Source organism: Sinosporangium album (assembly GCF_900100605.1).
Taxonomy (GTDB): Bacteria; Actinomycetota; Actinomycetes; order Streptosporangiales; family Streptosporangiaceae; genus Sinosporangium; species Sinosporangium album.
This window is the reverse complement of record NZ_FNCN01000010.1, coordinates 151,684-175,351: the sequence shown is the minus strand read 5'-3', so window position 1 is coordinate 175,351 and position 23,668 is coordinate 151,684. Positions and strand designations below refer to the sequence as shown.

General features: G+C 69.2%; 20 protein-coding genes and 1 pseudogene. 8 read left to right on the top strand and 13 right to left on the bottom strand.

The window, feature by feature from the left end; all coding sequences use genetic code 11:
* Positions 1 to 19 precede the first annotated feature (19 nt).
* The gene (locus tag BLQ73_RS12955) at positions 20 to 496 is read right to left on the bottom strand and encodes a hypothetical protein (protein ID WP_093170675.1); all 477 of its coding nucleotides are present in this window, start codon (positions 494 to 496) and stop codon (positions 20 to 22) included.
* Between BLQ73_RS12955 and BLQ73_RS12950 the strand changes: the two genes are divergently transcribed.
* Positions 495 to 836: a DoxX family protein gene (locus BLQ73_RS12950; RefSeq protein WP_245691043.1), complete on the top strand. Its 342-nt coding sequence runs from the start codon at positions 495 to 497 to the stop codon at positions 834 to 836. The two genes, BLQ73_RS12955 and BLQ73_RS12950, sit on opposite strands and share 2 nt — an antisense overlap.
* 47 nt (positions 837 to 883) lie before the next feature.
* Here BLQ73_RS12950 and BLQ73_RS12945 read toward each other — a convergent pair.
* A pseudogene (locus tag BLQ73_RS12945) lies at positions 884 to 1,508 on the bottom strand (response regulator).
* A gap of 174 nt (positions 1,509 to 1,682) precedes the next feature.
* Complete coding sequence (locus BLQ73_RS12940) at positions 1,683 to 2,708, bottom strand: sugar ABC transporter substrate-binding protein (protein ID WP_093170673.1); 1,026 nt, start codon at positions 2,706 to 2,708, stop codon at positions 1,683 to 1,685.
* Between the two features lie 599 nt (positions 2,709 to 3,307).
* On the opposite strand from BLQ73_RS12940, the gene BLQ73_RS12935 reads away from it, so the two are divergent.
* Positions 3,308 to 3,796 carry a hypothetical protein gene (locus BLQ73_RS12935; RefSeq protein WP_176955412.1) on the top strand — a complete coding sequence of 163 codons (489 nt, stop codon included), beginning with the start codon at positions 3,308 to 3,310 and terminating at the stop codon, positions 3,794 to 3,796.
* Between the two features lie 220 nt (positions 3,797 to 4,016).
* Here the strand turns inward: BLQ73_RS12935 and BLQ73_RS12930 are convergent, their stop codons facing one another.
* Complete coding sequence (locus BLQ73_RS12930; RefSeq protein ID WP_093170671.1) at positions 4,017 to 5,306, bottom strand: hypothetical protein; 1,290 nt, start codon at positions 5,304 to 5,306, stop codon at positions 4,017 to 4,019.
* Between the two features lie 18 nt (positions 5,307 to 5,324).
* On the bottom strand, positions 5,325 to 8,729 hold the full coding sequence (locus BLQ73_RS12925; RefSeq protein WP_143020239.1) for a CHAT domain-containing protein: 3,405 nt from the start codon (positions 8,727 to 8,729) through the stop codon (positions 5,325 to 5,327).
* A gap of 196 nt (positions 8,730 to 8,925) precedes the next feature.
* On the opposite strand from BLQ73_RS12925, the gene BLQ73_RS32375 reads away from it, so the two are divergent.
* Entirely contained in the window at positions 8,926 to 9,588 is a 663-nt protein-coding gene (locus BLQ73_RS32375) for a hypothetical protein (protein ID WP_093170669.1), read from the top strand.
* A gap of 13 nt (positions 9,589 to 9,601) precedes the next feature.
* On the opposite strand, the gene BLQ73_RS12915 is transcribed toward BLQ73_RS32375, so the two are convergent.
* Positions 9,602 to 10,138: an NUDIX hydrolase family protein gene (locus BLQ73_RS12915; RefSeq protein ID WP_093170668.1), complete on the bottom strand. Its 537-nt coding sequence runs from the start codon at positions 10,136 to 10,138 to the stop codon at positions 9,602 to 9,604.
* Between the two features lie 139 nt (positions 10,139 to 10,277).
* Positions 10,278 to 10,859 (bottom strand): MarR family winged helix-turn-helix transcriptional regulator, encoded by a 582-nt coding sequence (locus BLQ73_RS12910; RefSeq protein ID WP_093170667.1) that lies wholly within the window; start codon positions 10,857 to 10,859, stop codon positions 10,278 to 10,280.
* 461 nt (positions 10,860 to 11,320) lie between these two features.
* On the opposite strand from BLQ73_RS12910, the gene BLQ73_RS12905 reads away from it, so the two are divergent.
* The gene (locus BLQ73_RS12905; protein WP_338056624.1) at positions 11,321 to 12,082 is read left to right on the top strand and encodes an FHA domain-containing protein; all 762 of its coding nucleotides are present in this window, start codon (positions 11,321 to 11,323) and stop codon (positions 12,080 to 12,082) included.
* Positions 12,083 to 12,086: 4 nt separating this feature from the next.
* Here BLQ73_RS12905 and BLQ73_RS12900 read toward each other — a convergent pair whose 3' ends face one another.
* Together BLQ73_RS12900 and BLQ73_RS12895 are read right to left on the bottom strand one after the other, a co-directional pair.
* Positions 12,087 to 12,866 (bottom strand): aminotransferase class IV family protein, encoded by a 780-nt coding sequence (locus BLQ73_RS12900; RefSeq protein ID WP_093170665.1) that lies wholly within the window; start codon positions 12,864 to 12,866, stop codon positions 12,087 to 12,089.
* 36 nt (positions 12,867 to 12,902) lie between these two features.
* Positions 12,903 to 13,958, bottom strand: coding sequence for an acyl-CoA desaturase (locus BLQ73_RS12895; RefSeq protein ID WP_245691042.1), 1,056 nt, complete (start codon positions 13,956 to 13,958; stop codon positions 12,903 to 12,905).
* Between the two features lie 218 nt (positions 13,959 to 14,176).
* On the opposite strand from BLQ73_RS12895, the gene BLQ73_RS12890 reads away from it, so the two are divergent.
* The 3 genes from BLQ73_RS12890 (at position 14,177) to BLQ73_RS31265 (ending at position 17,392) form a co-directional block, all read left to right on the top strand.
* Positions 14,177 to 15,478: a cytochrome P450 gene (locus tag BLQ73_RS12890; RefSeq protein WP_093170663.1), complete on the top strand. Its 1,302-nt coding sequence runs from the start codon at positions 14,177 to 14,179 to the stop codon at positions 15,476 to 15,478.
* Positions 15,475 to 17,046 (top strand): peroxidase family protein, encoded by a 1,572-nt coding sequence (locus tag BLQ73_RS12885; RefSeq protein WP_093170662.1) that lies wholly within the window; start codon positions 15,475 to 15,477, stop codon positions 17,044 to 17,046. Before BLQ73_RS12890 ends, BLQ73_RS12885 begins: the two co-directional genes overlap by 4 nt.
* 130 nt (positions 17,047 to 17,176) lie before the next feature.
* Complete coding sequence (locus BLQ73_RS31265; protein ID WP_143020238.1) at positions 17,177 to 17,392, top strand: hypothetical protein; 216 nt, start codon at positions 17,177 to 17,179, stop codon at positions 17,390 to 17,392.
* A gap of 136 nt (positions 17,393 to 17,528) precedes the next feature.
* Here BLQ73_RS31265 and BLQ73_RS12880 read toward each other — a convergent pair whose 3' ends face one another.
* Positions 17,529 to 19,019 (bottom strand): flavin monoamine oxidase family protein, encoded by a 1,491-nt coding sequence (locus tag BLQ73_RS12880; protein WP_245691041.1) that lies wholly within the window; start codon positions 19,017 to 19,019, stop codon positions 17,529 to 17,531.
* A gap of 215 nt (positions 19,020 to 19,234) precedes the next feature.
* On the opposite strand from BLQ73_RS12880, the gene BLQ73_RS12875 reads away from it, so the two are divergent.
* A complete protein-coding gene (locus BLQ73_RS12875) occupies positions 19,235 to 19,774 on the top strand; it encodes a winged helix-turn-helix domain-containing protein (protein WP_176955411.1) in 540 nt (179 codons plus the stop codon).
* Between the two features lie 370 nt (positions 19,775 to 20,144).
* Here BLQ73_RS12875 and BLQ73_RS12870 read toward each other — a convergent pair whose 3' ends face one another.
* The 3 genes from BLQ73_RS12870 to BLQ73_RS12860 form a co-directional block, all read right to left on the bottom strand.
* Positions 20,145 to 20,996: an ABC transporter permease gene (locus BLQ73_RS12870; protein ID WP_093170660.1), complete on the bottom strand. Its 852-nt coding sequence runs from the start codon at positions 20,994 to 20,996 to the stop codon at positions 20,145 to 20,147.
* A complete protein-coding gene (locus tag BLQ73_RS12865) occupies positions 20,993 to 21,922 on the bottom strand; it encodes an ABC transporter ATP-binding protein (RefSeq protein ID WP_093170659.1) in 930 nt (309 codons plus the stop codon). Before BLQ73_RS12865 ends, BLQ73_RS12870 begins: the two co-directional genes overlap by 4 nt.
* Positions 21,923 to 22,167: 245 nt before the next feature.
* Positions 22,168 to 23,604: an MFS transporter gene (locus BLQ73_RS12860; protein ID WP_093170658.1), complete on the bottom strand. Its 1,437-nt coding sequence runs from the start codon at positions 23,602 to 23,604 to the stop codon at positions 22,168 to 22,170.
* Positions 23,605 to 23,668 lie beyond the last annotated feature (64 nt).

The following is a 23,668-nucleotide window of genomic DNA, read 5'->3' as shown; positions in this document are numbered from 1 at the left end:
TTCGGTATGGGGCTGCGGGTCAGGTAAGCGTGGAGAAGAGCTTGTCGAATTGTGTGACCAACTCGGTCGCGGAGTAGATGGAGCCGTAATACGTCCGCTCGTCGGCGACCACCACTCGGGAGCGGGAGACGGCAGGGACCCGGCGCCACAGTTTGTTCGAGTCCAGGCCGCCGATGTCCGCCTTGGGGGCGAGCAGGAAGATCGCGTCCAGGTCGTCGAGCAGGTCGAGGTTCTCCAGGCTCACCTTGTCGGTTCCGCTGCGCCCCTTGATGGTCGCGAGCTGACCGCCGAGGTCGGTGAACACCTGCGGCGGCAGCAGTTTCACCGGGTCGTGCACCAAGGAGAGCTCCGGGTCGTAGTAGGCGAGGATGCCCACCCGCGCGTTCCGCAGGGATGCCGCGTGCCTGGTGCGGAAGTCGGCTGCTGCCTTGTCGTAGGCGGCCATGGCGGTGCTGAAGGTGTCGGTTCTGCCGAGCCAGTCCGCGAGCTGGTTCATGTTCCGCGGCATCTCCGGTGTCTCCGGCTTCTTTGAGCAACTCGGCGTCCCGCTGCCCGGCCTCGTCGCGCCGGCCGTGGCCGTGATCGAAGTCGTCGGAGGTCTGGCCTTCATTCTCGGTGCGGCACTTCCCGTCGCCGGTACGCTGCTCGCCGCGGTCATGCTCGGCGCCCTGTTCCTGGTGCACTTCGACAGCGGTTTCTTCGTGCGCGACGGGGGATACGAGTTCGTGCTCACGCTCGCCGCGGCCGGCGTCGCCATCGGCTTCAGCGGTGGAGGCGCCTTCGCAGTCGACGACATTGTGCAGCGCAAACGTGCCGGAGCCCACGCCACGGTCTGACTCGTCCGCCGCGACCCGGCGAAGCCGTACCGCATCCGCCCACGGGATCAGCAGAGACGGATCAGACGGCGGTCGAGGGCGCGGCGCACTGCGGCGGTACGGCTGTCGACTCCGAGTTTGCCGTAGATGTGGACGAGGTGGGTCTTCACCGTGGCCTCACTGATGAACAGGGCCCTGCTGATGTCCCGGTTGGATTTCCCGGCGGCGAGAAGCTCCAGGATCTCGATTTCACGCTGACTGAGGACCAGTCCAGGGCTGCGGAAACGCGCGGCGAAGCGGGAGGCGACAGGTGGCGACAAGGCCGTCTCCCCGGCCGCGGCGGTGCGCAGAGCGGCGAACAGCTCTTCGGGAGGCGACTCCTTGAGGCAGATAACCGTGGACGCCTGCGTCCATGGCACGCAGGATGTCGGCCTCCGAGTCGTACGTGGTGAGCACGAGGACCTTCGGCGCGTCGGGCATGGCCACGATGCGCCGAGTCGCCTCCAGGCCGTCGAACCAACCGCCCATCTGGATGTCCATGAGGACGAGATCGGGCCGGAGGCGGGCCGCCTGCCGTACCGCCTCCTCCCCGTTGCCCGCCTCGCCGACGACGGCGAACTCGCCGTGTGCCGCCAGCAGGGCGGAAAGGCCGGTGCGGACCACGGGATGGTCGTCGACCACCAGGACCTTCATGGGGCCGTCGGCATCGTGAGGGAGACGCGGATCACGGCGACTCATGCGGCTCCTCATGGTCGGGGGCACTTCCACCGTAAATCATTCGCCCGGTGTGATCCGCTGTGCCGGCCTGTAGCCGCCGCCGGAGCACGTCCTGGGGGGAGAGATCGGGGAGCGGCGGTGGGTGACGGGTTATTCGTCGTCGTATTCGCCGGTGACGTCGGAGAGGACGCCCTTGGTGCCCATGCTGCGGTCGGGGCGGTGGTCGGTCATGTCGGTGGCGGTGGGGACTTTTTTGCCGCGTGCTTTGGCGAGGCCGAGTTCGGCTGCGCGGGCGCCGAGGGTGCGGATGGGGAGGTAGTAGGCGGCGTGCCAGCGGTCTTGTTGGACGGCTCTGACGGTTTGGCGTGATGCGCCGTTGGCGATGTAGAGGATTTTCTTGTTCTTGGCGGTGGTCTCGGCGCCGGTGATGGCTTGGGGGGAGCCGATGACGACGTGGACGTTCGGCTCGCGGCGCAGGAGTTCTTGCATGGCCTTGCGTCCGCTGTCGGTGGTGTGGCCGCCTTCGAGTTGCGCCACCAGGCGCACGTTGTCGGCGGTTTTCAGTTTGTTGGCGGCGGCTTTGGTGCGGGCCTTGTCGGCGGGGGAGGTGGAGAGGCCGGACAGGTAGGCGACGTTGCAGGGGGCGAGTTTTTCGGTCTGGCAGGCGTCGATGGCGAGGGAGGCGAGGGTCGTGCCGTTGTGTGTGGGGACGTCGACGAGGGTGATGGTGCCGTCCACCTGGGGTTTGGCCGTGTCGTAGCGCGGGCCGACGGGGGCGTGCTGGATGACGACGGTGATGCCGGCTTGGACGGCGGAGCGGATGCCGGGGAGGATGGTCGTCCCGTCGTTGGCCTGGACGATGAACACGTTGAAGTGTTTGGAGGCGATCGCGTCCTGGATCTGGTGGAGCTGGGTCTGCGGGTCGAAGTTCGGGTCGATGAACTCGGCGGTGGCGTTGACGGCCTTCGCGTAGTCCTGGACGCCGGCGAAGGCGGCGGAGGCGACGGAGCTGCTTTTGGCGAACCCGAAGAAGGCGATGCGCAGCCGGCGGTTCGTGGCTGTCTCCTGCGCTTCGTCGCCGTATCCGGCGTCGGCGCAGGCGGCGGTGAGGAGTGGAGCGGCGGCGAGAAGGAGTGCGGCGGCGGACATGGTTGCTCTGCTCCGGCGCATGGGCATCGAGCTCTCCTTCGCGGGGATTGGCCAGGCATGGTCCGAGGTCGAACCATGCACGAATAAACAGGGGCCTTGCCCCGCCGATTCGGTAATTTGCCTAATCGGTGTTCAATGACCGATTTCATGGTGGTAGTGGGGAAAGGTCAAACGTCGGGCCTGATCATAGACACGGATAATGTGTTTCGCCCCCGTTTTATCGGTGTGAGAAATACCACCTGGCGACGTACGTTCGGTGCTCTCGCGGTCGAGTTTTGTCCTGGCCGATATTCGGGCGACGCGTCCTGTGGTGGCGTATGCCGTACGCGTTTTGAGGTACCGGACGCCCAATAAGGTGAGTGTCGCGCATGTTCATTGTGAAGGGATTGCTCCCCAATAGTGGGGATGGTTCTCGCGGCGGCTCGCGTCGATTGTGGGAGATGGCACATCGAACACATCGATTCCAGACCGGTTCTCCCCGCTCAGCATCTCGAACCGCCGTGCCCGCCGCGTAGATGCGCCCGTGACATGACATGACATGACATGAGATGACGTGGCGTGACGTGGCGTGTCCGCGGTCGCGTGTGCCGGGAGAGGAACGGTCCAACCTGATCGCAGGGGGAACCTTGTCACTCGACCCTCGCTATCACGACATCGTCAAGCGCTGCATGATCACGGCCGCTGGAATAGGTGGCGCCGGGGTCTTCCTTCCGGTCCTCGACATGGCGGGGATAGCCGCCATCTGGACCGGGATGGTGGTGTCCATCGCCAACGCCTCCGGCAACCCGATGTCCAAGGCCACCGTGGGAAAGGTGGTGTCGGCGGCGGTCTCCGCCGTGTCCGGCTACTACGTCGGCTCGAAGATCCTCACTTTCCTCGCCGCCCCGCTGCTCATCGCGTTCCCCGTGGCCGGAGTGCCGGCCGTACTGGCGGTGAACGTGATGCTGAACGGCCTGTTCACCTACCGGCTCGGGAAGACCTGCGCGGCGGACTTCTCCCGGCCCGACTTCACCGCCGAGGACCTCGGCCGGCTCGTCGGGCGCATCGCCCGCCTCCTCGTCAAGGTGCCCCTGCCGAGCGAGGTGGCCGAGGTCAGGCGGCTCCTGTTCAACTGAGCGGCCGGGTCCTGAGCCCGGTCGCGGTGCCGGGCTCAGGACGGGCTCACCGCGGGGCCATCACGGGGTCAGGACGGGCTCAGGACCGGCTCAGGACGGGGTCATCACGGGGTCAGGACGGGGTCAGGACGGGGTCACCAGCGTGTCGCCAGATGTCGCGGATGCCGTTCCGGCCGTCGCCCGGACCGCCGACCACGCGTGATCGCACGTCGGTCACTGCTCAGGCCGACGTGGCGGCCTCCCAGACGAGGGCCGCGACGCTCGGATGGCTGAGATTGGAGTGAGCGCCGACCGGGGAGAGGGCGCCGCCGTCGATGAGAGCGCTGCTCTCGACGTTGTAGCAGCGGCCGGACTCCATGCGGAAACGCAACTGGGACGCTCCGGCGGTGAGGGCGACGGTCCTGTCGGGAAGCCCGGCCACCCCGTGGCTTCCGACCGCGCCGTAGCGCGGGAGCCGCGCATCCTCTCCCGGGGCGAGGTGGTCGGCCTTGGACAGGGTCGCGGCTGCCTTGTAGAACCAGCCCAGGGCCCGATCGTGCGACGACTGTGTGGCCACGACGGGCCCGGCCACCAGGCCGCGTTCGATGACGGGGTGGAAGTAGCCGGTCCTATGGCTGTCGGGGATCTCCGGGGCGAACGACCACAGGGACAGCGCGCCCTGCAGAAGCGTGAGGGAATGTACGGGTGCGAGCGGAGAAGCGCCGTCCGGCCCCTGTACGGCGCCGGCGCACACGACGCCTCCGAAACTGTGTCCGATGAGGTGGACGCGCACGTCCGGGTCGCCGGCCTGCCGCAGGGTCCGCAGCAGGCCGTGGACACCTCCGTGGCCCACCTTCACGGCACGGTTCTTCATCTTCCAGAAGCTCGTCACCCACAGGGGCGCGAGAAGGGTCCGCAGCAGTCCCGAGTCGAGAGAGCGCCGCCAGTCGGCCCGGCGGAACCGGGCGAAGATGCGTTTCGCCTCGAAGGCCGCCCGGTCGTGGCCGGGCGGCGCGCCGACCCGGTCGTGGCGCAGCCCCGACAGCTCGTCCAACCGGTGCAGGCGCGCCTCGTTCTCCTTCGACAGCGTGTCGGGGTCGCGGTCGGCCTGCTCCAGCAGTGGCCGCAGGTCGTCGGTGGCGGCCTCGTGCCCGATCACGTCGGCGTAGAAGGCCACCCGCTCCTCGACCGTCGTGAGCCTCCGCTGGTCCTCCCAGGGAGCGCTGGGCCAATGGACCCCGACGAGCAGGGGGTGGAAGCCCGGACGTCTGCGCTGGATCTCGTCCCGCCGGGCGAAGTAGTACTCGCCCATCCCCCGGATCCACTCGCGGTAGGTGGCGGTGGCCTGTGCCCGGTCGTTGAGCCAGCCGTGGCTGAACACGAACACATCCGTGACCGGCGGTCCCGAGGGCCGTCGCAGCGTCTCGACCAGGCTCGCCACCAAGTCTCCCTCGTCGCGCAGGACACCGTGCCGGTCGAACGAGACGAGGGTGAAATCGTGGAAACGCGGACCGTCGTTCGCGTGTGACATGGCTGCCCTTCCCGGCCCTCAGCCGAGTCCATAGAGTTCGAACGCCGCCACGGTGTGGAGTCTCACGATCTGCCCCTCCACCCTGGTGTCTCCTCCCTGGAGGAAACGGTGCCGCGCCGCGTTGACCGCACGTGCGCGGAGATTCCCGCCCGACGCCTCGGCGCTTTCCCGCCCGCGAAGGTCGAGGTAGCGGGCGACCACTTCATTGACGAAGGCGATGGCCTGCGGGGCGATGACGGGCCACCGCGGAGCGAGTACGGCACGGGCCCGGTGCAGCGCCAGCCGTACGCACAGGCCCTCCACATCCTGGTCCCCGGTCTGTTCGAGCCTCCCCACGGAACAACTCGCGAGAAGCAGCAGATTGACCGAGCGCCAGTCGCATCCGTCTCCGCTCCACTCGCCGTCGGCCAGAGCGATGCCCGCCCGGCCGGCGGTCCCGTGTCCGCACACGGTGACGGTCTGGAAGGCGGGGTGGTCCTCCAAGGCGGCCCGCAGCGCGCCCGCCGCGCCGCGCGGTGTCTCGGCGGCGTTCAGGCAGGTCATGCCGTTGCGCGCGGCGAGGTGGCGTTGGCCGTGGTGCAGCCACTTCGCATAGCTCCCGGCGCCGAATCCGTCTTCGCTGTCCTCGCTGTCTTCGCTGTCTTCGTCGTCGAAGTGGGACAGCGCCAGGATCCGCGTCGAATCCGTGGCGAACCGCCGCTCGACACCGGTCTGCATGATGGCCATGAGGGCCGACAGCGACACCCGCGTCGACCGTACGCGTGCGTAGAGCGGTGTGCCGTCCGGGAGCGGATAGTGCGCGATGGGAAACGACTGGAGGACGTCTTCGAGCTGGAAGACCAGGTCGTCTTCCGGGGTGAGCCGGTCGGTGAGCGCGGTCAGCGGCCAGATGCGGGCGACGTCGGCCAGGTAGGCGCGGGTGTGGTCGTCGGCGTCGTCGAACGCGTTGCGCGGTTCGCCGCGCGTGTGGTCGGTGAGCGTGCCGTGGAGACGCGTGAGTTCGGCATGGAGCAACGGACGTACGGCATGCCAGGCGTCCGGGCCGGGCAGCAGGGGACGCAGGCGGCTCCCCAGGCGCTCCTCGTGGGAGACGGAGGACTTGCGCGAGTCGAGGAGGGCGAGCGCGGGCTCGGCCTCGCGCCACCACGCGGCGCCGGCCGCGGTATCGGCTGCGGTATCGGCTGCGGTGTCGCTCTCGGGGCGGTCCGTGGTGCGGTCCGTGGTGCCGTCCGTGGTGCCGTCCGTGGTGCCGTCCGTGGCCCGGTCGAGCGCGGCGAGCATGGTGGTGACGGCGCCTGTCATCACGTGGAGGAACATGTCGGCCACGTCCGGATCCCCCTGCCGCACCGAAGCGGTGAGCAGGCCGATGTCGTGGCGTAAAGACGCCCAGTGCAGCCGCCACGAGTCGCCCTGAGCCCCCGCGCCCGACGCCGCCACGCGCAGTCCGCCGTCGCGGTGCGCCCGCAGGGCCGCCCACACCAGCGCTCCGTCCGCGCGGAACCCCGCACGGACCAGAAGCCCGCCCGAGCCGACCGTCTCGGCGACGAGCGCCTCGGTGACCCCCGCGCGGACGAGCACCTCGGCGTCGCGCAGCCAGTCCTCCGGCGGCGGGAGCCGTTCACGGGCCTCGACGGGTGACAGCGGCCCCGCGGCTGACCGACGCGTACGGCGCGGCCTCAGCAACTGGAGCATGTCCTCGTCCCGGCAGGCCGCCGGCGGGGGAAGATGGCCGTCCACCTCGTCCACCTCGTCCACCCCGTCCACCCCGTCCACCCCGTGCACCCCGTGCACCCCGTGCCCGTCCACCCCGTCCATCCCGGACGGCCGCCGTACCCGCTTTAGAGGCCACCCGTCCTTGGGGGCCTCCGTACGAGTGAGGGGTCTCGCGCTGGTGAGCAGGAACTCCTCGAAGAGCTTCCGCTGGCCCAGCTCGGCGTCCCACAGGTGGGCTTGTACAAGGCGCGGCTCATCGTCGGGGGTGACCGTCGACGCGCTGCTCCACCTGTCTCCGATCTGGAGGATCTGCCGACGCAGGCCGTCGATGTAGTCGATGAACTCGCGCCGGTCGGCGACGAGCAACTCATCGAGGATCAGGCTGGTGCGCAGATAGCGGACCGCCTGGTCGCACAGGGTCCAGGCGTCATCCGGGCGCTCGGGTGCCACGTGCCGCAGCCAGTGGAGGAGGAGCGGGACCAGATGCATCACACCGGGGTCGCCCGAAGCCCGCGGTTCCCACAGGTCGGCGTAGCCGCGGAGATACCAGTCGACGATGCGGTTCCCGGACTCGCCGCGGTTCAAGGTGGTGAGGTCGGCGGCGAGGGAGAGGACATAGGCCGCCTGTGTGCCTTGCCGCGCCGCCGCGAGCCGGAGTTCGAGCTTCGGGCCGAAAGCGTCGGGGGAGGCGAGGTCGGCCTCACGCAGACCGCTGTCGGCCCGCACCAGCGTGAACGCGTCGCCTTCGCGCCCGCTTTCCGTGAGGAGTCCGTTCCACACGCGCCACACGGTGGCACTGAGGTCCGCGGGCCTGGAGGCGCGAAAGGCGTGCCACGCGCGGGCGAGCCGGTCGATGTCGCCGTAGTCGGCGGGGGTGACGCCGATGTGCCATTCCAGGAGCGCGAGGGCCTGAGCGTTCCCATGGGCTTCGGAGATGGCGGCGGCCAGCGAGATGACGAGCATGTCCCCGACGACAGGGGAGGTGAACCCCGCGAACAGCGGACGCAACTTCCCCTCAAGCGCCTGCGCCGACGCGAAGTCGTCCGCACTGAGGCCGAGATACCCGGTCAGAGCGTCGACCCCCGCGTCGCCCACGGCGAGCCGGTCGAGGCTCATCGCGACGAGGTTCACAAACGATGCCCGGACATCGGGGGAGAGCCCGTCGAGGCGCCGTCGCAGTTTGACTTCGAGGTCCGCTACGAGCGCGGCGGTGTCCGCGGGCGGCAGGTCGGCGTCGAGCTCCAGATATGCGCTGAGCAGCGCCGTACTCTCGGTGACACGGCTCAGGACGCCGAGGTTTCCGATCAGTGTGAACAGAAAGCCGGCCTGGATGTCCGGGCGCACCGCGCTCCGGTGGGTGCGGAGCTTGTCCATGAGATGGGCGTTGTCCGCGTAGTCCCGCCCGCTCACACCGAGAGCCGATTCCAGCACGCGCAGCCCGTCGGTATTGCGGTCCACCATGCCGAGCACGGCCGACAGAGCCGCGGCGAACTCCAGCGCGGTCTCACCGCGGTATCGGTTGAGATATCGGTGCAGCGCGTGGTCGAACTCCGCGGAGTCGTAGTCCATGCCCGCCACTCCGGCCTCGCCTTCCAGCAAAGCCGCCACCTCTTTGCCATTCCCCTTCAATGCGAGCCGTCCGGCCCTGAGGAGCAGCACACGCAGCCGCACCTCGCGGGCGATGGAACTTCCTGGAACGCGCCACCGCATGCATGCACCTCGCAGTACAGCCGCAACAATGGACACAGCACGAACAGTCACGCGGTGCGGAATGGCAGGCTCTGCTCCGGTCTCCGCACCCGGTCTCACCGCCTCGGATGATAGCCACGGCCTGTGGCTTCTGCGCGGATTTGAATATTTCGGGTTGGTGTAAGGGCATCCCATCGCGAACCGGGATACTGAGGCGATGAACGCACAGGCGCGGTTCCGCGAGGAGATCAGCGGGTTCCTGCTCGCGTGGCGGGGCCGCCCCGACCGTGACATCGATGGCCCGGCGGCGCGGGCCGAGGAATACCCGCCTCACGTGCCCTGGCCCCTCCGGGAGTGGCATTTCGCGGTGTCACGGTATTCCGTCCCCGTCACCGCCAACCACACGATCTATCCCCCGGACCGCATGTATGGTTTCGAGGGGAAGTTCACTTTCTGCGGTGACGACCATGAGACCGTGGAATTCGCTTTCGCCGCCGACGGTGACGATCCCGAGGTCTTCTGCTGCCGGGTCGACGCGGAGAGCGAAAGCTGGGACCCGCATCCGGACCACCTGACCCTCGCCGGTTTCCTCACGGGCCTGCTGGTCTACGAGATCGTCAACGGCGCCGCGCACGGCCTGCGGGGCCGGGGGCTCGACGCACGGCAATGCGCGACGCTCCTGGCCCCGCTCACCCCGCTGCCCTTTCCAGACGTGTACGGCGGGCGCCTCTATTCCGGCGACGGCATCCTCGCCATCGCCTACCAAGCCCGCGACGGGAGCTTCGCGGTAGAACTGGCGGGGGCGGCCCCCGACGGCCTCGCCCCCTTCGCCCAGGCCGCCGACCTCGAACCCGGCCCCGGCCCCTGGCACAACCCCTGACCCGGCCGGCCGCCTACGAAAGCACGCCGACGTGGGCGAGGGCTTGTTTGAGGAGTATGCCCTGGCCGCCGGACATCTCCTGCTGGACGAGGGGGGAGGAGGCTTCCTCGGGGGTGAACCAGACGAGGTCGAGGGCGTCCTGGCGGGGGCGGCAGTCGCCGACGACGGGCACGATGTAGGCCAGGGAGACGGCATGCTGGCGGGGGTCGTGGTAGGGGGTGACGCCCTGCGTGGGGAAATACTCGGCGATGGTGAACGGCTGCGGTGAGACGGGCACCTGGGGCAGTGCGACGGGGCCGAGGTCCTTCTCCAGGTGGCGCACGAGCGCGTCGCGGACGCGCTCGTGGTGGAGCACGCGGCCGGAGACCAGGGCGCGCGTGACCGCGCCGTCGGCGCCTATGCGGAGCAGTAGGCCGATATGCGTCACCACTCCGGTGCCGTCGACCCGCACGGGCACGGCGTCGACGTAGAGGATCGGCATCCGTGCGCGGGTAAGTTCGAGTTCCTCGGGAGTGAGCCAACCGGGCGTGGTTTCGGTCTTTTCGGCCATTGATCGATCGTACGTCGCGACCGCCCCGATAGCACGGTTCCGGGCGAAGACGCGCTGACCACAGCGGCGCCTGAACGGCGTGGGCCCCGCGCCGCTGGGTGGAGGGCGGCGCGGGGCCCTGTCGTTTCGAGCGTGGGGGTCAGAGTCCGCCGAGGGCGGGGCGGCGGCCGCTCTTGCGCGGGGGGACGGGGCGCAGGCTGCGGAGGTGGGCGCGGCGCTGTCCGCCGTGTTCCTCAAGGTGGGTGACGATGCGGCGGAGCGTGTCGGTGAACTGCTTGGCCTCGCCCGTGTCAAGTGCTTCCACCACGAAGACCTCTTCTTCGTTGAATTCAGGGAAGAGGCGTTCCATCAGGGCGATGCCTTCGGGGGTCAGGGTGAGCAGGGCGAGCCTGCCGTCGCCGGGATGCTGGGAGCGCTTGGCGATGCCGCGGGACTCCAGGGTTTTGACGATGCCGGTGAGCGTGCCCTTCGAAATCCCGACTTCGGCGGCGACATGCCGGGTTTCGATTTCCTCCCACACCCACACGTTGCACATGACCAAGAAGGCCGTCCACGTGAGGTCGACTCGGCGCAGTGCGGAGTTTTCGAGGTGCTGGCGGACCGCCACGGCCGCCCGGTGGATGTTGGAGACGGCGGCGACCGCCTCACGGTCGATCGAAATCCCGCCGAGGCGGTGGTTGACAGCTTCCTCGGTTTCCGTCAGGGAGTAGTGCGCGGGCACGTTGGCTCCTAGGTCCGACTTTTGCGCAGGATTCATTCGCGTACGACGGTTTGCGCGGCGCGCGGCCGGGCGGTGCTCCTGAGGGAACTCCCCGTGGGACCCGTGGGACTTCGCCAGGGATGGCCGCCGGAACGCGGGCCTATACGCGATCCGCCGTACGATATGCCGCACACACCGTACGGCACGGCCCTGGGGGCGAGGTGACCCGGGCTCGTGCCGCCCGGCGCCGCCCGGCGAGGCCGTCTCCTGGCATCCCCGACCGATTGCGGCCACCCGTTTCCGAAAGGCGGCAAAGTCCGTTGGCCGCCTTGCCGCGCCGAAAAGCGAAAAAGAAAAATTCAGCAGCCAAACGCTTCCTGCATGTCACTTCATAACGTGAAATAGTGAAGCATGTTCCTGTCTAGCGGCCATGGCGAATACTCCTCCCAAGGTTCCGCCCTCAGGAGTGTGAAAGCGTGACCATGTTGACCACGTTGAGCGTGAGAGCGGCGGGACGGGTGATTCCGCTGCCGCCCGACCGCACTCTCAGTTTCGGACGTGACCGCTCGTGCGACATCTGCCTGGATCCGGCCGACCCGGGCATCAGCCGTGTCGCCGGAAGCGTCGAATGTGATGCCGGAACGTGGTGGATCGTCAACCGCAGCACCAGGCGCACCTTGCACATCGTGGACGACGCGCGCCGTGCCGTACCCCTTCCTGTAAACGCCGAGGGCTGGCCGCAGGGCCGATACGCGGTGGGGCTCCGGGTGGTCACGGTGCTGGTGGCCGGTGAACTGTGGACGCACGAACTGGTGCTGGAACCTGAAAGAGCCGAGACGGCGTCTGAGACCGAGCAGCCGACCCCGCCTCCGACCTCGCCCCCGACCCCACCCCCCGTGCCGGCCGTGCCGGCCGTGGCTCGGGTGCCGGTGCTGACGGAGGCCCACAGGGCCGCACTCGCCGCTCTGGCCAGCGGTTATCTGCGCCCCCACCCGCACTACGACCCCCGGCCGCTGCGCTACGAACACGCCGCGGCGCTGCTCGGCGTCAGGGCGGGCCGGGTGAGGCAGCGCGTCGAGCGGGTCCGGGTGCGGCTGGTGGCGGCGGGGGTCAGCGGCCTCGACGCCGTGGACGCGCGCCGGTCCCTCTGCGAGTGGTGTCTGGCGATGGGGCTGATCGGCCCGCACGACCTCAAGCTCCTCCCCAACCTCCGGCGAGTCCCACGCCGGCGCGGGGAAGCGTGAGCCGTCAGACCGGTTCGGCGGGGATGGCCTCGTATTCCTTCCGCAAGGCCGAGAGCACGGGATGGTCGGACGGGAAGGGGACGCCGTCGATCGCGCCGATGGCGCGGACACCCACCGCGGCGTTGGTGGCGAAGGCCGCCCGCATGGCGGGGACGTCGCGGCGGCGGACGGGCGCGATGGCGTGGTCGGGGTGGGCCTGCTGGAGCAGGCGCATGGTGACCCCGGGCAGGACGTCGCCCGTCGGCCAGAGGACGCGCTCGCCGTCGAAGAAGCCGACGTTCCACGTCGGGCCCTCCGTGACGTGGCCGGAGGCGTCCACGAACAGGGCGTCGTCGTATCCTGCGAGCTGCGCGTCCCGCCGGACCTTGATCGTGCCGAACAGCCCCACGTGTTTGACCGCCGCCTGATCGCGCCCGTATTCCACCGTCCGCGCCGTGAACGGGGGAGCGGGTGTCGCCCCGGCGGCTCTCACCGTGACCAGCACCTGCGGGTGGGCGGTCGCCCCGGGCCGCCCCAGGTCGAGGTCGGGGTCGAACACGGTGACCCGCACGCCGAGGGGGCCCGACGTGCCGCGCACGACCCGCCGCACGTAGCCGCGCACCAGATCCGGGTCGAGGTCGGCGTCGAACAGCGTACGGCTGTCGCGCACCAGCCTGTCCAGGTGCAGGGCCATCCCGCGGACCCGCCGGTCGTCCACGCGTATCGACGTGAAGTGCCCGTAGTTGAGCAGGGCGAGGCGGCAGAGGGCGTCGGGGGTGACGGGCGCGCCGTTGAGTTCAGCCACGGTCCCAGCTTGGCACCGGTACGGCGGGCCGGGAAGTCACGGCCGCTCGTCACGGCGATCGACAGCGCCTTGATCGGTTGCCCGACGATCGGCTGTGCGGCCTTCAGCTGCGTGGCTATCGGCTGTGCGCTGATCGGCCGCGTGGGAGGCTCTGCGGGCGGCCAGCCGTACGGGGTCGGGCCAGTGGACGTCGTAGGCCCAGCGGGCCCGTTCGAACCAGCGGATCAGCCTGGCGCTCGGGTCGAGCTGGCCCTTGAGCACGCCGTGCCGGGCGCAGGTGGGCTCGACGTGGTGCCAGTTGTGCCAGCCTTCGCCGAGTGTCAGGAAGGCCACCCAGCGCACGTTCGAGGAGCGGTCCCGGGTGCGGAAGGGCCGGTCGCCGAAGGTGTGCGCGATGGAGTTGACCGACCACGTCACATGGTGGACGACGGCGTAGCGGACCAGGCCGCCCCAGAGGAACGCGGTCCACGCGCCCGCCCACGACATCGACCACAGCCCGCCTACGGCGGTGGGCAGGGCGAACGACAGGGCCACGACGGCGGGGTAGGCGGCGTCGAACCGCCGCACGTCCGGGTCGGCCATCAGGTCGGGCACCCAGTGGCGCAGGTTGGAGCGCCGGCGCGCGGTGTAGAACCATCCGGCGTGGGCGTGGGCCATGCCGCGGAGCAGGGCCAGGCCGCCGGTGCCGTACTTCCAGGGTGAATGCGGGTCGCCGTCGCGGTCGGCGTATTTGTGGTGGCGGCGGTGTTCGGCCGCCCACAGGCTCACCGGCCCTTCGACGGCCATGCCGCCGGCGAACATGAGCGCGATGCGCAGCGGCCTCCGGCATTTGAACGCCCGATGGGTGAAAAGTCGGTGATATCCGATAGCGATTCCGAAAATACTGACGAGGTACATCACCACCGCGATAACCACATCCCGCGGCCCTATTCCCCACCCCCACGCCGCCGGTACGGCAAGAGCCAGGAACACCACCGGAAGCACGACGAGGACCACCAAATAGGCGGCGCGGCGGCCGGTGGTGATCGCCACCGTCTCCGCGGTGGCCGCGGATCGGTCTTGAGAGGGCTGCGGAATACGCGGCGAGGTCACGATGCCTCCGAGCGGGTGGGGAAACGACGCGGCCCTCATTCAAGGGGCGAGCCCCGGGGGCGCGGCTATGACCGGGAAGTGAGGGGTGAATTACTTAGAGGAACTAAAACAATCCACACGGTAGTCATCATGGAGCCATCTAAGCCGGGCCAAAATTATGCGCTACGCAATGTAACTACTTATGTTCTCCGTGTTTCCGGATGGAAGGTGCTTACGCCATGGTGGCCAACAAACACACGATTACCAGCAGCCATCTGGACAAATACGACGAGACTCTGGCTCGGGACCCGAGGGCCGCATTCGGCCTCGTCCGCGAATGGATACGTACGGACTGGCGCCCCCTGTTCGCCGAACTCCGCGCCCGGCGGCCCGTCTTCGCCACACCGGCCTTCACCGTCGTCACCCGCTTCGCCGACGTCACCGAGGTGCTGTCCCGCGAGGAGGTCTTCACGGTCCGCGCCTTCGGCCCCCGCCTGGACGCCGCCCTGGCGGGGCCGTTCATGCTCGGATGGGACGCCACCCCGATGAACTGGCGCGACAAGGGGCTGATGCAGGTGATGCTCGACCCCGGCGACGCCGCAGCCGTACGGGAACTGGTGGGGCGCGTCGCGGACGAGGCCATCGACGCGGCGGTGCCGTACGGCCGGATCGAAGTGGTGCACGACCTCGCGCGGCGCGCCGCGCTGGAGGTGTGCGCGGGCTACTTCGGCATCCCCGGACCCGACCCGCAGACGCTCTCCCAGTGGACCAGGGCCGTCATCGCCGACTGCTTCGCCAACGCGGCGGGCGACCAGGAGATCCAGGCCGCCGCCGTACGGGCGGGCGGCGAGATGCTGGCCTACCTGCGCGAGGAACTGGCCCACCGCCGGGCCTCGCCGGGCGGGCGCGACGACGTGTTCGCCAGACTCGTCGGCACCGGCCTGCCCGACGGGATCGCGATCGACGACGAGCGCATCCTGATCAACCTGGCCGGGCTGCCCCTCGGGTTCGTCGAGAGCGGCCCCGGGGCCGCCGTCGCCGCCGTCGAACAGCTTCTGCTCCGCCCCGACGCACTCGCACACGCCAGACCGGACGATCCCGAGGTCTTCGATGCGCATGTCTGGGAGGCGTTGCGTTTCAACCCGTTCTTCAAGCTGCTGCCGCGCCTGTGCGAACGGGACTACGTCCTCGCCGCCGGCACGCCCCGCCGTACGCTGATCCGCGCCGGCACGCTCGTGCTGGCCTCGCCCGCCTCCGCCATGTTCGACGAGGACGTGCTGGAGGAGCCCGAGGAGTTCCGGCCGGGACGGCCGAACCACCACTACCTGTTCTTCGGCCACGGCCACCACGCCTGCCTCGGCGCCCACCCCGCCCGCGCCGTGATCTGCGAGATCGCCCGCCGCCTCCTGCGACGCCCCGGAGTCCACCTGCTCCCGCCCCCGGAAGGGGAGATCGTCTACTCGCACGCCGTGTTCCCCGACCGATTCGTCCTCGAACTGGCACCGGAAGGCGAGCCCACGCCGGAGGGGCGCGCCGCGTGAAGGCCCGCAGCATCGCCGTGGACGGCGCCGCCAACCGGCTCCGCTACCTGGCCCTGATCCACGGGCGGCCCCTCTGGGACGCCGTGCAGGCGGTCCCGCCGCTGCGGCGCCGCGTCAACGCCTCCCTGATCGACCGCGCGATCCGCGAGATGCCGCCCCGGCCCGAACCGCTGAGCACCATGGCGGACTACACGTCGTGGGACTCGCTGATCGACCGGACCTTCAGCGGACGGCACCTGCCGCCGGTCAGACTGCCGGACGACGGCAGGCCGACGCCCGAGCGCGCCGCCGCCGACCTGTTCACCCGGGGCGACACCATGATCCTCTGCCCCCGTTCCACCGTGCTGTTCGCCTACTTCGCGCAGTGGTTCACCGACGGCTTCCTCCGCGGCGACACCAACATCCCGCGCGACCCCCGCAAGAACTCCTCCAACCACCACATCGACCTGAACCAGCTCTACGGCCTGACGCCCGCCGCGACCGCCGCGCTGCGGACCTTCGACGGCGGACGGCTCAAAAGCCAGATCCTCAACGGCGGTGAGTTCCCGCCCTACCTGTGCGAGGACGGCCGGATCACACCGGAGTTCGCCCCGCTCGGCGTCGTCCGCTTCCACGAACTCACCGCCGCGCAGCGGGACACGCTGTTCGCCACCGGCAGCGACCGCGGCAACATCCAGATCGGCTTCACCATGCTCACGGTGCTGTTCCTCCGCGAGCACAACAGGGTCGCCCGCATGCTCGCCGGACACTATCCGCACTGGGACGACGAGCGCCTGTTCCAGACGGCGCGCAACATCCTCATCGTGCTGCTCATCAAACTGGTGATCGAGGAGTACATCAACCACGTCACCCCCTACCACTTCCGGTTCTCCCTCGACCGGAAACTGTCGGCCACGCTGTCCGCCGCGCCGTGGCACCGCCAGAACTGGGCCTCGGTCGAGTTCAACCTCGTCTACCGCTGGCACAGCCTCATCCCGTCCAGCCTGATCGTGGGCGGCGGCGAGGTGCCGATGGGCAAGACCTTGAGCGCCGGGACGCTGATCTGCGAACACGGCCTGCGCAGCCTTTTCGAGGACGCCTCCGGCCAGCGCGCCGGCCGCATCGGGCTGTTCAACACCGACCCTCTGCTGGCCGGCATCGACCGGGACAGCATCGCCGAGTCGCGGGCGCTCGACCTCGCGCCCTACAACGACTACCGCGAGCACTGCCGCTTTCCCCGCGTGCGCCGCTTCGACCACGTGTCGAGCGACGAGAGGGTCGCCGGCACGCTTCGCGAGCTGTACGGCGGCGTCGACGACCTCGACCTCTACGTCGGGATGTTCGCCGAGGAGCCCGGCTCCCCCGACGCCATCCTGCCGCCGCTGCTCACCAAGATCATCGCTATCGACGCGTTCTCCCAGGCGCTGACCAATCCGCTGCTGGCCCCCCGCGTCTTCACCACCGCGACGTTCTCACCGCACGGAGCCCAGATCATCGCCACCACACGCTCCCTGTCGGACGTCCTGCACCGCAACATCCCCGAGGACCCGCAACCCAGCGTCGTCAGCATGACGTGGAAAGCGCGGTGACGGCAATGCGCACCGACCCCGGCGCGGTGCTCCTGCGCGACTCCGCCCGCGAACTCGGCGCGGGGGGGCGGGTGTGGTGCGGGGGCTGTGGGGGCTGTGGGGGCTTACCGCGAGGTGCATGTCGGGGTGCTTGTGGGCGACCCGTGGCGTCCCGGGGCGGGGCGTGTACGGCTCGACCTGCTGCGCGGGGCCGACCGGCGGCGCTCGGGGATGCTGCTGTACGAGCGAGGTCGAACTCCACCGGCAGCACGTACGGCTCGACGCCCCACAGGCGTGGTGCCACGGCCGCGACCTCGCCGAGGCAGCCGCCCGCCTGCGCTGCCACTCCGAACGAGCCCGCTCCTGACCGGTGCCCGCGCCCGTCCCCGAGCCTCGACGCCTCGGGGGCTCACCGCCTCCCGAGGCGCCGAGGCTCAGCGCCTCGCGACACGCCCACGGCCTCCGCCGTACTCAGGGCGAGTCGCGTACGGCTTGCGCCGTGCTCAGGGCGACTCGTGTATGGCTTGCGCCGCGCTCAGCCCCGACTCCAGGGCGCCCTCGATCCACGCGTGCCAGAGTGAACAGTGCTCTCCGGCGAAGTGCACCCGCCCTTCCGGCGTGATGATCGCGTCATGCAGGTTCGTCTGCTGGTGCGGCTCGAACAGGGCGAAGGCCCCGGCCGCGTAGGGGTCGTCGTACCACGCGTGGGTGACGCCGAACTCGAAGTGCTCGTGGATCTGAGGGTGGATCTTCGCCACGTCTTCCAACGCCTGCTCCACCCGCTTCTGCGGTGACATCGCCCCCCACCGGAGGGCGTCCTGCCCCCACGTGTAACTTGCCAGCAGAACGCTGCGCTCCTCGTCGGCGCTGCCGTGCGACGGGTAGCAGACGCGGCGGATCGGCAGATCCGTCACCGTGGTGCCGCCCACGATGCCGTCGGTCTCCTCCCAGAAGCGGTGGCGCACCTGGAAGAGGATTTTCGTCGACGCGTTGTAGTTGAGCTCGCGGATGGCGCGCTGTTTACGCCGCGAGAAAGCGGGTTTGGTCTCGATGTCGCGCAGCACCGAGAACGGGATCGTGCAGATGGCGTAGTCACCCGTGATCGTCGTTCTGCCCGATCCGGTTTTCACGTGCAGCGTGACCGAGTGGGTGTCCTGCTCGATGGCGGTCACCTCGTGGCCGAAGCGCACGTGGTCGCGCAGTTCCCGGTAGAAGGCGCGCGGCAGCAGGTCGGCACCGCCCTCGATCTCCTGCATGTCCTCGAAGGCCCGCCCGATGATCTCGCGGAACTGCTCGATGACCGCCGCGTTGAGGTTGGACTCGCGGAAGCTCATGACGCCGTAGAGTTCGATCGCGCCCTCGGAGAAACCGCGGTCACGCAGGAAACTCCGGATGGAATACCGGTCGTATTCCGCGGCGATGCGGTCGAAGGCATCCTCGCCCTCCGCCGCGTAGAGGTCGTGGATCTCCTGGGTGGCGGCACCCCACAGGTCCTCGTAGGTCCGCCCGCGCTCATGCTCGGCCAGTTCGAAGTCGATGATCCCCGGGTTGGAGTTCAGCTCGCCGATCGTCGTCCTGATGCCCTGGATGTAGGCGAGCGTGCGCGGATTCCCCATCACGAAGGGCCGCAGTTTCAGCCCGAACCGCTCGCAGTAGGTCAGCGTCAGGTCGTGGACGCGCGGGATCCGCATCGCGCCCGCCTCGGCGTATAGCCCCGGGGCGAAGTCGCGCAGCGTCAGCACCCGCCCGCCGACCCGCTGCTGGGCCTCCAGGACGAGCGGCTCGTGGCCCTGGCGCATCAGCTCGTAGGCCGCGACCAGGCCGGCCATGCCGCCGCCGATGATCAGAACGCGTTTGCGCGGCAGGGTGCTCGCCGTGAGCCCGTGCTCGGCCGTGGCGACCACGTCCGCGGGGACGCGGAACTCGGGGCTCGGCCTGGGGGCTCCTGCGGCGGCCGATTCTTCGGGCATGGCCGTACCGAACGGTGTGGACATGGGGGGCTCCTTGAAGAGTCACGGAGTGTCAATTGTTAATTTCCATGAGTAACCATCCCTGTCAAGGTGTGTTGTTCGTGTTGTGTGTGTACCGGGGGGCTTGCGGGGCGATCGGGGTGTCTGGGGAGGTAGCCGTGCCAGAAAACGCGCAGGTCAAAGACAAGACGTCTATAACACGTACCTGCTGGGCTAGACCACGTACTACATTGAGTGCCATGTCACGTCACGGACCCCGGGGCATCTACCGGCAGATCGCCGGGCTGATCAAGGCTGAAGTCGTCGAGGGACGGCTCCAGCCAGGAGAACTTCTGCCATCCGAGATCGAACTCGCGAGGATGCACGGGGTGTCACGGATGACCGTCAGGTCTGCCCTCACCCTCCTCCGCGACGAGGGAATCATCTACACAGTCCGCGCGGAAGGCTCCTACGTCGGCCCGCGGGAGGCCCCCAAAGTGCGGCCCCAGCGCAAGTACGATCTGATTGCCGGCGACATCATGGACCGCATCCGCGCCGCCCACTTCCCGCCCGGCACCGCCCTACCCCCCGAAATCCGGCTCGCCGCGGAATACGGCGTCGCCCGCGACACCATCCGCGCCGCCATCGCCCTGCTCCGCCACCACGGCTGGGTGCACACCATCCCCGCCCGCGCGACCTACGTCATCGCGTATGTCACCCCGACCGCCCATCCGCAGGCCGACAGGGGTGGCCCAGCGCACATCGTGCCTCTTCCGAGAGCCCGTGACATGATCTCGTAGCCGCCTCGCGAGGATGCGCGGCCTTCCGGTCCGCATCTCGGTCCGCATCTCGGTCCGCATCTCGGTCCGCATCTCGGTCCGCATCTCAAGGGAGGCTACCCGATCGGCCTCGCACCTGCCGAGATCCGTCGTCGCCTGGCACGCCTGACCTGTTTCACCGGACGCCCTCGCACCCACGCCCTGGCGTGGGCGAGGTGCCGACACGCTCGCCTCTTGAACCCCCGCCCGTTCGGGTCACTACCGAACCGGTGCCATCGGCTTCTCGACCCACTGATACGTCACCCAACTGATCGCATGGCGAGCACGGCTCCCGCCGGTATTCCGGTTCTGCTGCGCGGCGTGGAAGCCGTGCGTCGCGCCGGGATCAGGGTCAGGCGATGCGCTGCAGGGCCTTGTGGCGGCGCTCGGCCACGCTTGAACCGGACTCGCGGCGGGCCATCCTGCGGAGCACGATGGGTGCGACGACCAGACCGAAGACGGTCCAGGCGCCCAGCACCCCGAGGGTTTCGAGGTGTCGCCAGGACTCGCCGATCTCGATGGCGACGGCGGCGTCGGGCAACAAGGCCGACCGCATGCCAAGACCCAGCCAGTAGAGGGGGAACGCCTGGGCGATCCACTGTAACCACTCGGGCATCGACGTGATCGGGTAGAAGATGCCGGAGATCGCGGCCAAGCCCATGATCGGAAACATGATCAACCCGAGGCTGCGAGGGCTGGAGCACAACGAGCCCAGGACGGCGCCGAGGGGTAGGCTCGCCACGGTGCCGAGCAGCACAACCCACGCCAGGGTGAGCCAGGCGCTGAGACTGCCCAACGCCAGGCCGTCGACGAGGAACAGGCCGGGGATCAGCACGATGGCGACGCCGGCGATCAGCGTGCCGGACACCGTGACGACCTTGCCGACGAGGTATCCCAGCATGCCGTTCGGCGTGGCCTTGGCCCGCAGGAGCGTGCCGTCCTCCCGCTCGACCGCGAGGAGCTGGCTCATGGTGAGCAGCCCGTTGAACGCGACGTTCATGCCGAGGATGCTCGGGAGGAGCATGGTGCCGAGCAGGAGGCCGCCGGCGTCGAGCGCCGTGTCACCCACGAAGTAGATCGTCGCCAGCATGGCCGCGGGCCAGAACAGGTGGCCGAACAGGTCTTGGCCGTTGGTGAACGACTGCCGGAGCTCGATCAGGCCGCGCCGCCAGCCGGCCCACGCAGCCACGGTGGTCGGGGTCATCGGGTCGCCTCTTTCCAGGTGGATTCCGTCGCCGAGTCCTGGCCGGATTCGGCCCGGCGCACCAGGGCCATATAGGTGTCCTCCAGTGAGGCCCGGTGGACTTCGAGCTCGCGGATCTCCGCGCCGTGCTGCTTGAACAGGTTGTGCACGAACTCGGTCGACTCTGCCGTCGAATGCGTGAAGCGCTGCCCGTCACGCGTCCAGCGCACGTGGTCTTCGCCCGCGATCCGGCGCGACAGCTCGACGGCCGTGCCGTCCGCCACGATGCGCCCCTGCGACAGGATCACGATGCGGTCGGCGAGCTTCTCGGCCTCGTCAAGGTCGTGGGTGGTGAGCAGCACCGTGGTCTCCAACTCGTCGGCGAGGCGGCGGACGAGGTCGTGGAACTCCCGCCGCGCCTCCGGGTCGAACCCCGTGGTGGGCTCGTCCAGGAACAGCACCTCCGGCCGGCCCACGATCGCGATCGCCACGTCCAGCCGGCGGCGCTGCCCGCCCGACAGCATCCTGATCTTCTTGTCGGCGTGTTCGGCCAGGCCGACGGTGCGGACCAGGTCGTCGGTATCCCACGGCCGCGGGATCGCGTCGGTGGAGTAGCACGTGTAGTAAGACCCGAGGTGGGCGAGCAGCTCGCGCACGCGCCATTTGCCGTGGTCGCGCCAGGACTGCAGCACGACGCCGAGCCGCGCCCGCCACTCCTCGCCCCCGTGCGCCGGATCGGTGCCAAGCACCTCCACCCTCCCCGCCGACCGCATCCGGAAGCCCTCCAGGATCTCGATCGTGGTGCTTTTGCCCGCGCCGTTGGGCCCGAGCAGGGCCAACACCTCCCCGTGGTGTGCCTGGAAGGTCACATCGTGCAGGACGTCGGTCGCGCCGTAACGCATGCGCAAGCCCTCGACGTCGAGCACGACCCTCCGGTCTGCCGCCATGGTGTCACCTCATCCATTTGGTGCCTCGATGTGGCGGCACGACGACGGGCCATGCCCAGGAGCGAGCCCCGCGTTCCCCCTCCTGAATCGCGGTTTCGCTCCTGGGATGTCGAACCTGGAATCGACCAACAGCCAAGCCATCGTGACGTCACTGTGGCGTCATGATGGCATGCCGATGACTCCATCGCAAGCGAATAACCTCCGACCGCGCCCCTGCAACCGGTGGCCCTTCAACCGGCGCCCCTTCAACCGGTGACCGTCGAACGCGATATCGGGGCGGTGCGCTGTACGGCGAGAGGGGCCAGGGCGGCGCCGAGCACGGTGACGGCGGCGCTCAGCCAGAAGATGGTGGTGAAGGCGGTGTCGGGCACATAGTCCGCTCCGGCGGGGGAGAGCGAGGTGATGACGCCTGCGGCGAGCTGGCTTCCGACGACGCTTCCGACGGTGCGGATGATGTTGTTGATCCCGATGGCCGTGCCGGTTCTCTCCGGGGGGACGGCGTCGGCGATGACGGAGGGCAGGGCGCCCATGATGAGTCCGGAGCCCAGGCCGACGATTCCGTAGAACACCGCGTGCTGCCATTCGGCCGAATGGGCGAGGGCGATCAGGACCGCGCCCAAGCTGAACAGCAGGAATCCCCCCGCCAGGGCCCAGCGCGGGCCGAAGGCCGTGGATATGGGGCCGACGCCCGCGCCGCCGGGAATGGCGGTGAGCATGCCGGGCAGCATCAGCAGCCCGGCCATCGTGATCGTGGCGCCGAAGCCGGCGCCGTCGGGGCCGGGCGTCTGCTGGGCGAAGAGCGGGAGGGCCAGGAAGAAGAAGTACGACCCTGTGCCGAACAGCAGCGCCCCGACGTGCGCCACCGCCACCGAGCGGTCGGTCAGTTCGCCGATGTCGATGAGCGGGTCGTCTGTGCGGCGTTCCACCACGACGAGGGCGGCGAGCAGCAGCGCCCCGAGCGCGAACAGCCCGAGCACCGGCGCGGAGGTCCACCCCCAGGCGGGCCCCTGGGTGAGGGCCAGGAGCACGGCGACGAGGCTGAGCCCCAGCAGGATCGCGCCGGGCACGTCCAGTGTGCCGGTCTCCCTGCGGTGGTCGGCGGGCACCCAGCGGAGCACCATCAGCAGGCTGACGGTGGCGAGCACCGCGCCGAGCACGAACAGGTAGCGCCACGACAGGTGGTCGGTGAGCAGGCCGCCGACCACGACGCCGGCTCCGGATCCGGCTCCGACGGTGCCGGAGACAAGGCCCATGGCGTACGGCACGCGCTCGCGCGGCAGGGTCTCCCGCATGATGGCCAGCGACACCGGCACGACGGCGAGGGCCGAGCCTTGGACGACGCGAGCGGCGATGAGCTGGCCGACGTCCTGCGCGGCCGCCGCGCCGAGCATCCCGATGGCGTAGGCGATGAGGACGCCGGTCATGATGCGGCGTTTGCCGTACAGGTCGCCGAGGCGGCTGAGGATCGGGGTCAGTACCGCGCTGGAGAGCAGGAACGCGCTGAGGATCCAGGCGGACCAGGTGGGGGTCGTATCGAGTTCCCTGGTCAGCAGACTCAGGGCGGGGATGGCGACCGTCTGCATCAAGGCGTAGCTGAAGACGGTCGTGATGACGGCGGTCAGGATGAGCGTGTTGGCGGTTTGGGGGCGGGCCTTGAGGGCCGGGGGTGCGGGGGCGGTCACACTGGCTCCACGTTCGCACTGCGAAATATTCGTACTGCGAACGAGATTAGTTAGCAGTACGAAC

What these genes read in the sequence shown, in the direction of transcription:
- BLQ73_RS12950 (WP_245691043.1), top strand. Translation starts at nt 495, where the DNA reads ATGTTCCGCGGCATCTCCGGTGTCTCCGGCTTCTTTGAGCAACTCGGC.
- BLQ73_RS12955 (WP_093170675.1), bottom strand. Translation starts at nt 496, where the DNA reads ATGAACCAGCTCGCGGACTGGCTCGGCAGAACCGACACCTTCAGCACC.
- BLQ73_RS12940 (WP_093170673.1), bottom strand. Translation starts at nt 2,708, where the DNA reads ATGCCCATGCGCCGGAGCAGAGCAACCATGTCCGCCGCCGCACTCCTT.
- BLQ73_RS12930 (WP_093170671.1), bottom strand. Translation starts at nt 5,306, where the DNA reads ATGTCACACGCGAACGACGGTCCGCGTTTCCACGATTTCACCCTCGTC.
- BLQ73_RS12925 (WP_143020239.1), bottom strand. Translation starts at nt 8,729, where the DNA reads ATGCGGTGGCGCGTTCCAGGAAGTTCCATCGCCCGCGAGGTGCGGCTG.
- BLQ73_RS32375 (WP_093170669.1), top strand. Translation starts at nt 8,926, where the DNA reads ATGAACGCACAGGCGCGGTTCCGCGAGGAGATCAGCGGGTTCCTGCTC.
- BLQ73_RS12915 (WP_093170668.1), bottom strand. Translation starts at nt 10,138, where the DNA reads ATGGCCGAAAAGACCGAAACCACGCCCGGTTGGCTCACTCCCGAGGAA.
- BLQ73_RS12905 (WP_338056624.1), top strand. Translation starts at nt 11,321, where the DNA reads ATGTTGACCACGTTGAGCGTGAGAGCGGCGGGACGGGTGATTCCGCTG.
- BLQ73_RS12890 (WP_093170663.1), top strand. Translation starts at nt 14,177, where the DNA reads ATGGTGGCCAACAAACACACGATTACCAGCAGCCATCTGGACAAATAC.
- BLQ73_RS12880 (WP_245691041.1), bottom strand. Translation starts at nt 19,019, where the DNA reads ATGTCCACACCGTTCGGTACGGCCATGCCCGAAGAATCGGCCGCCGCA.
- BLQ73_RS12875 (WP_176955411.1), top strand. Translation starts at nt 19,235, where the DNA reads ATGTCACGTCACGGACCCCGGGGCATCTACCGGCAGATCGCCGGGCTG.
- BLQ73_RS12870 (WP_093170660.1), bottom strand. Translation starts at nt 20,996, where the DNA reads ATGACCCCGACCACCGTGGCTGCGTGGGCCGGCTGGCGGCGCGGCCTG.
- BLQ73_RS12865 (WP_093170659.1), bottom strand. Translation starts at nt 21,922, where the DNA reads ATGGCGGCAGACCGGAGGGTCGTGCTCGACGTCGAGGGCTTGCGCATG.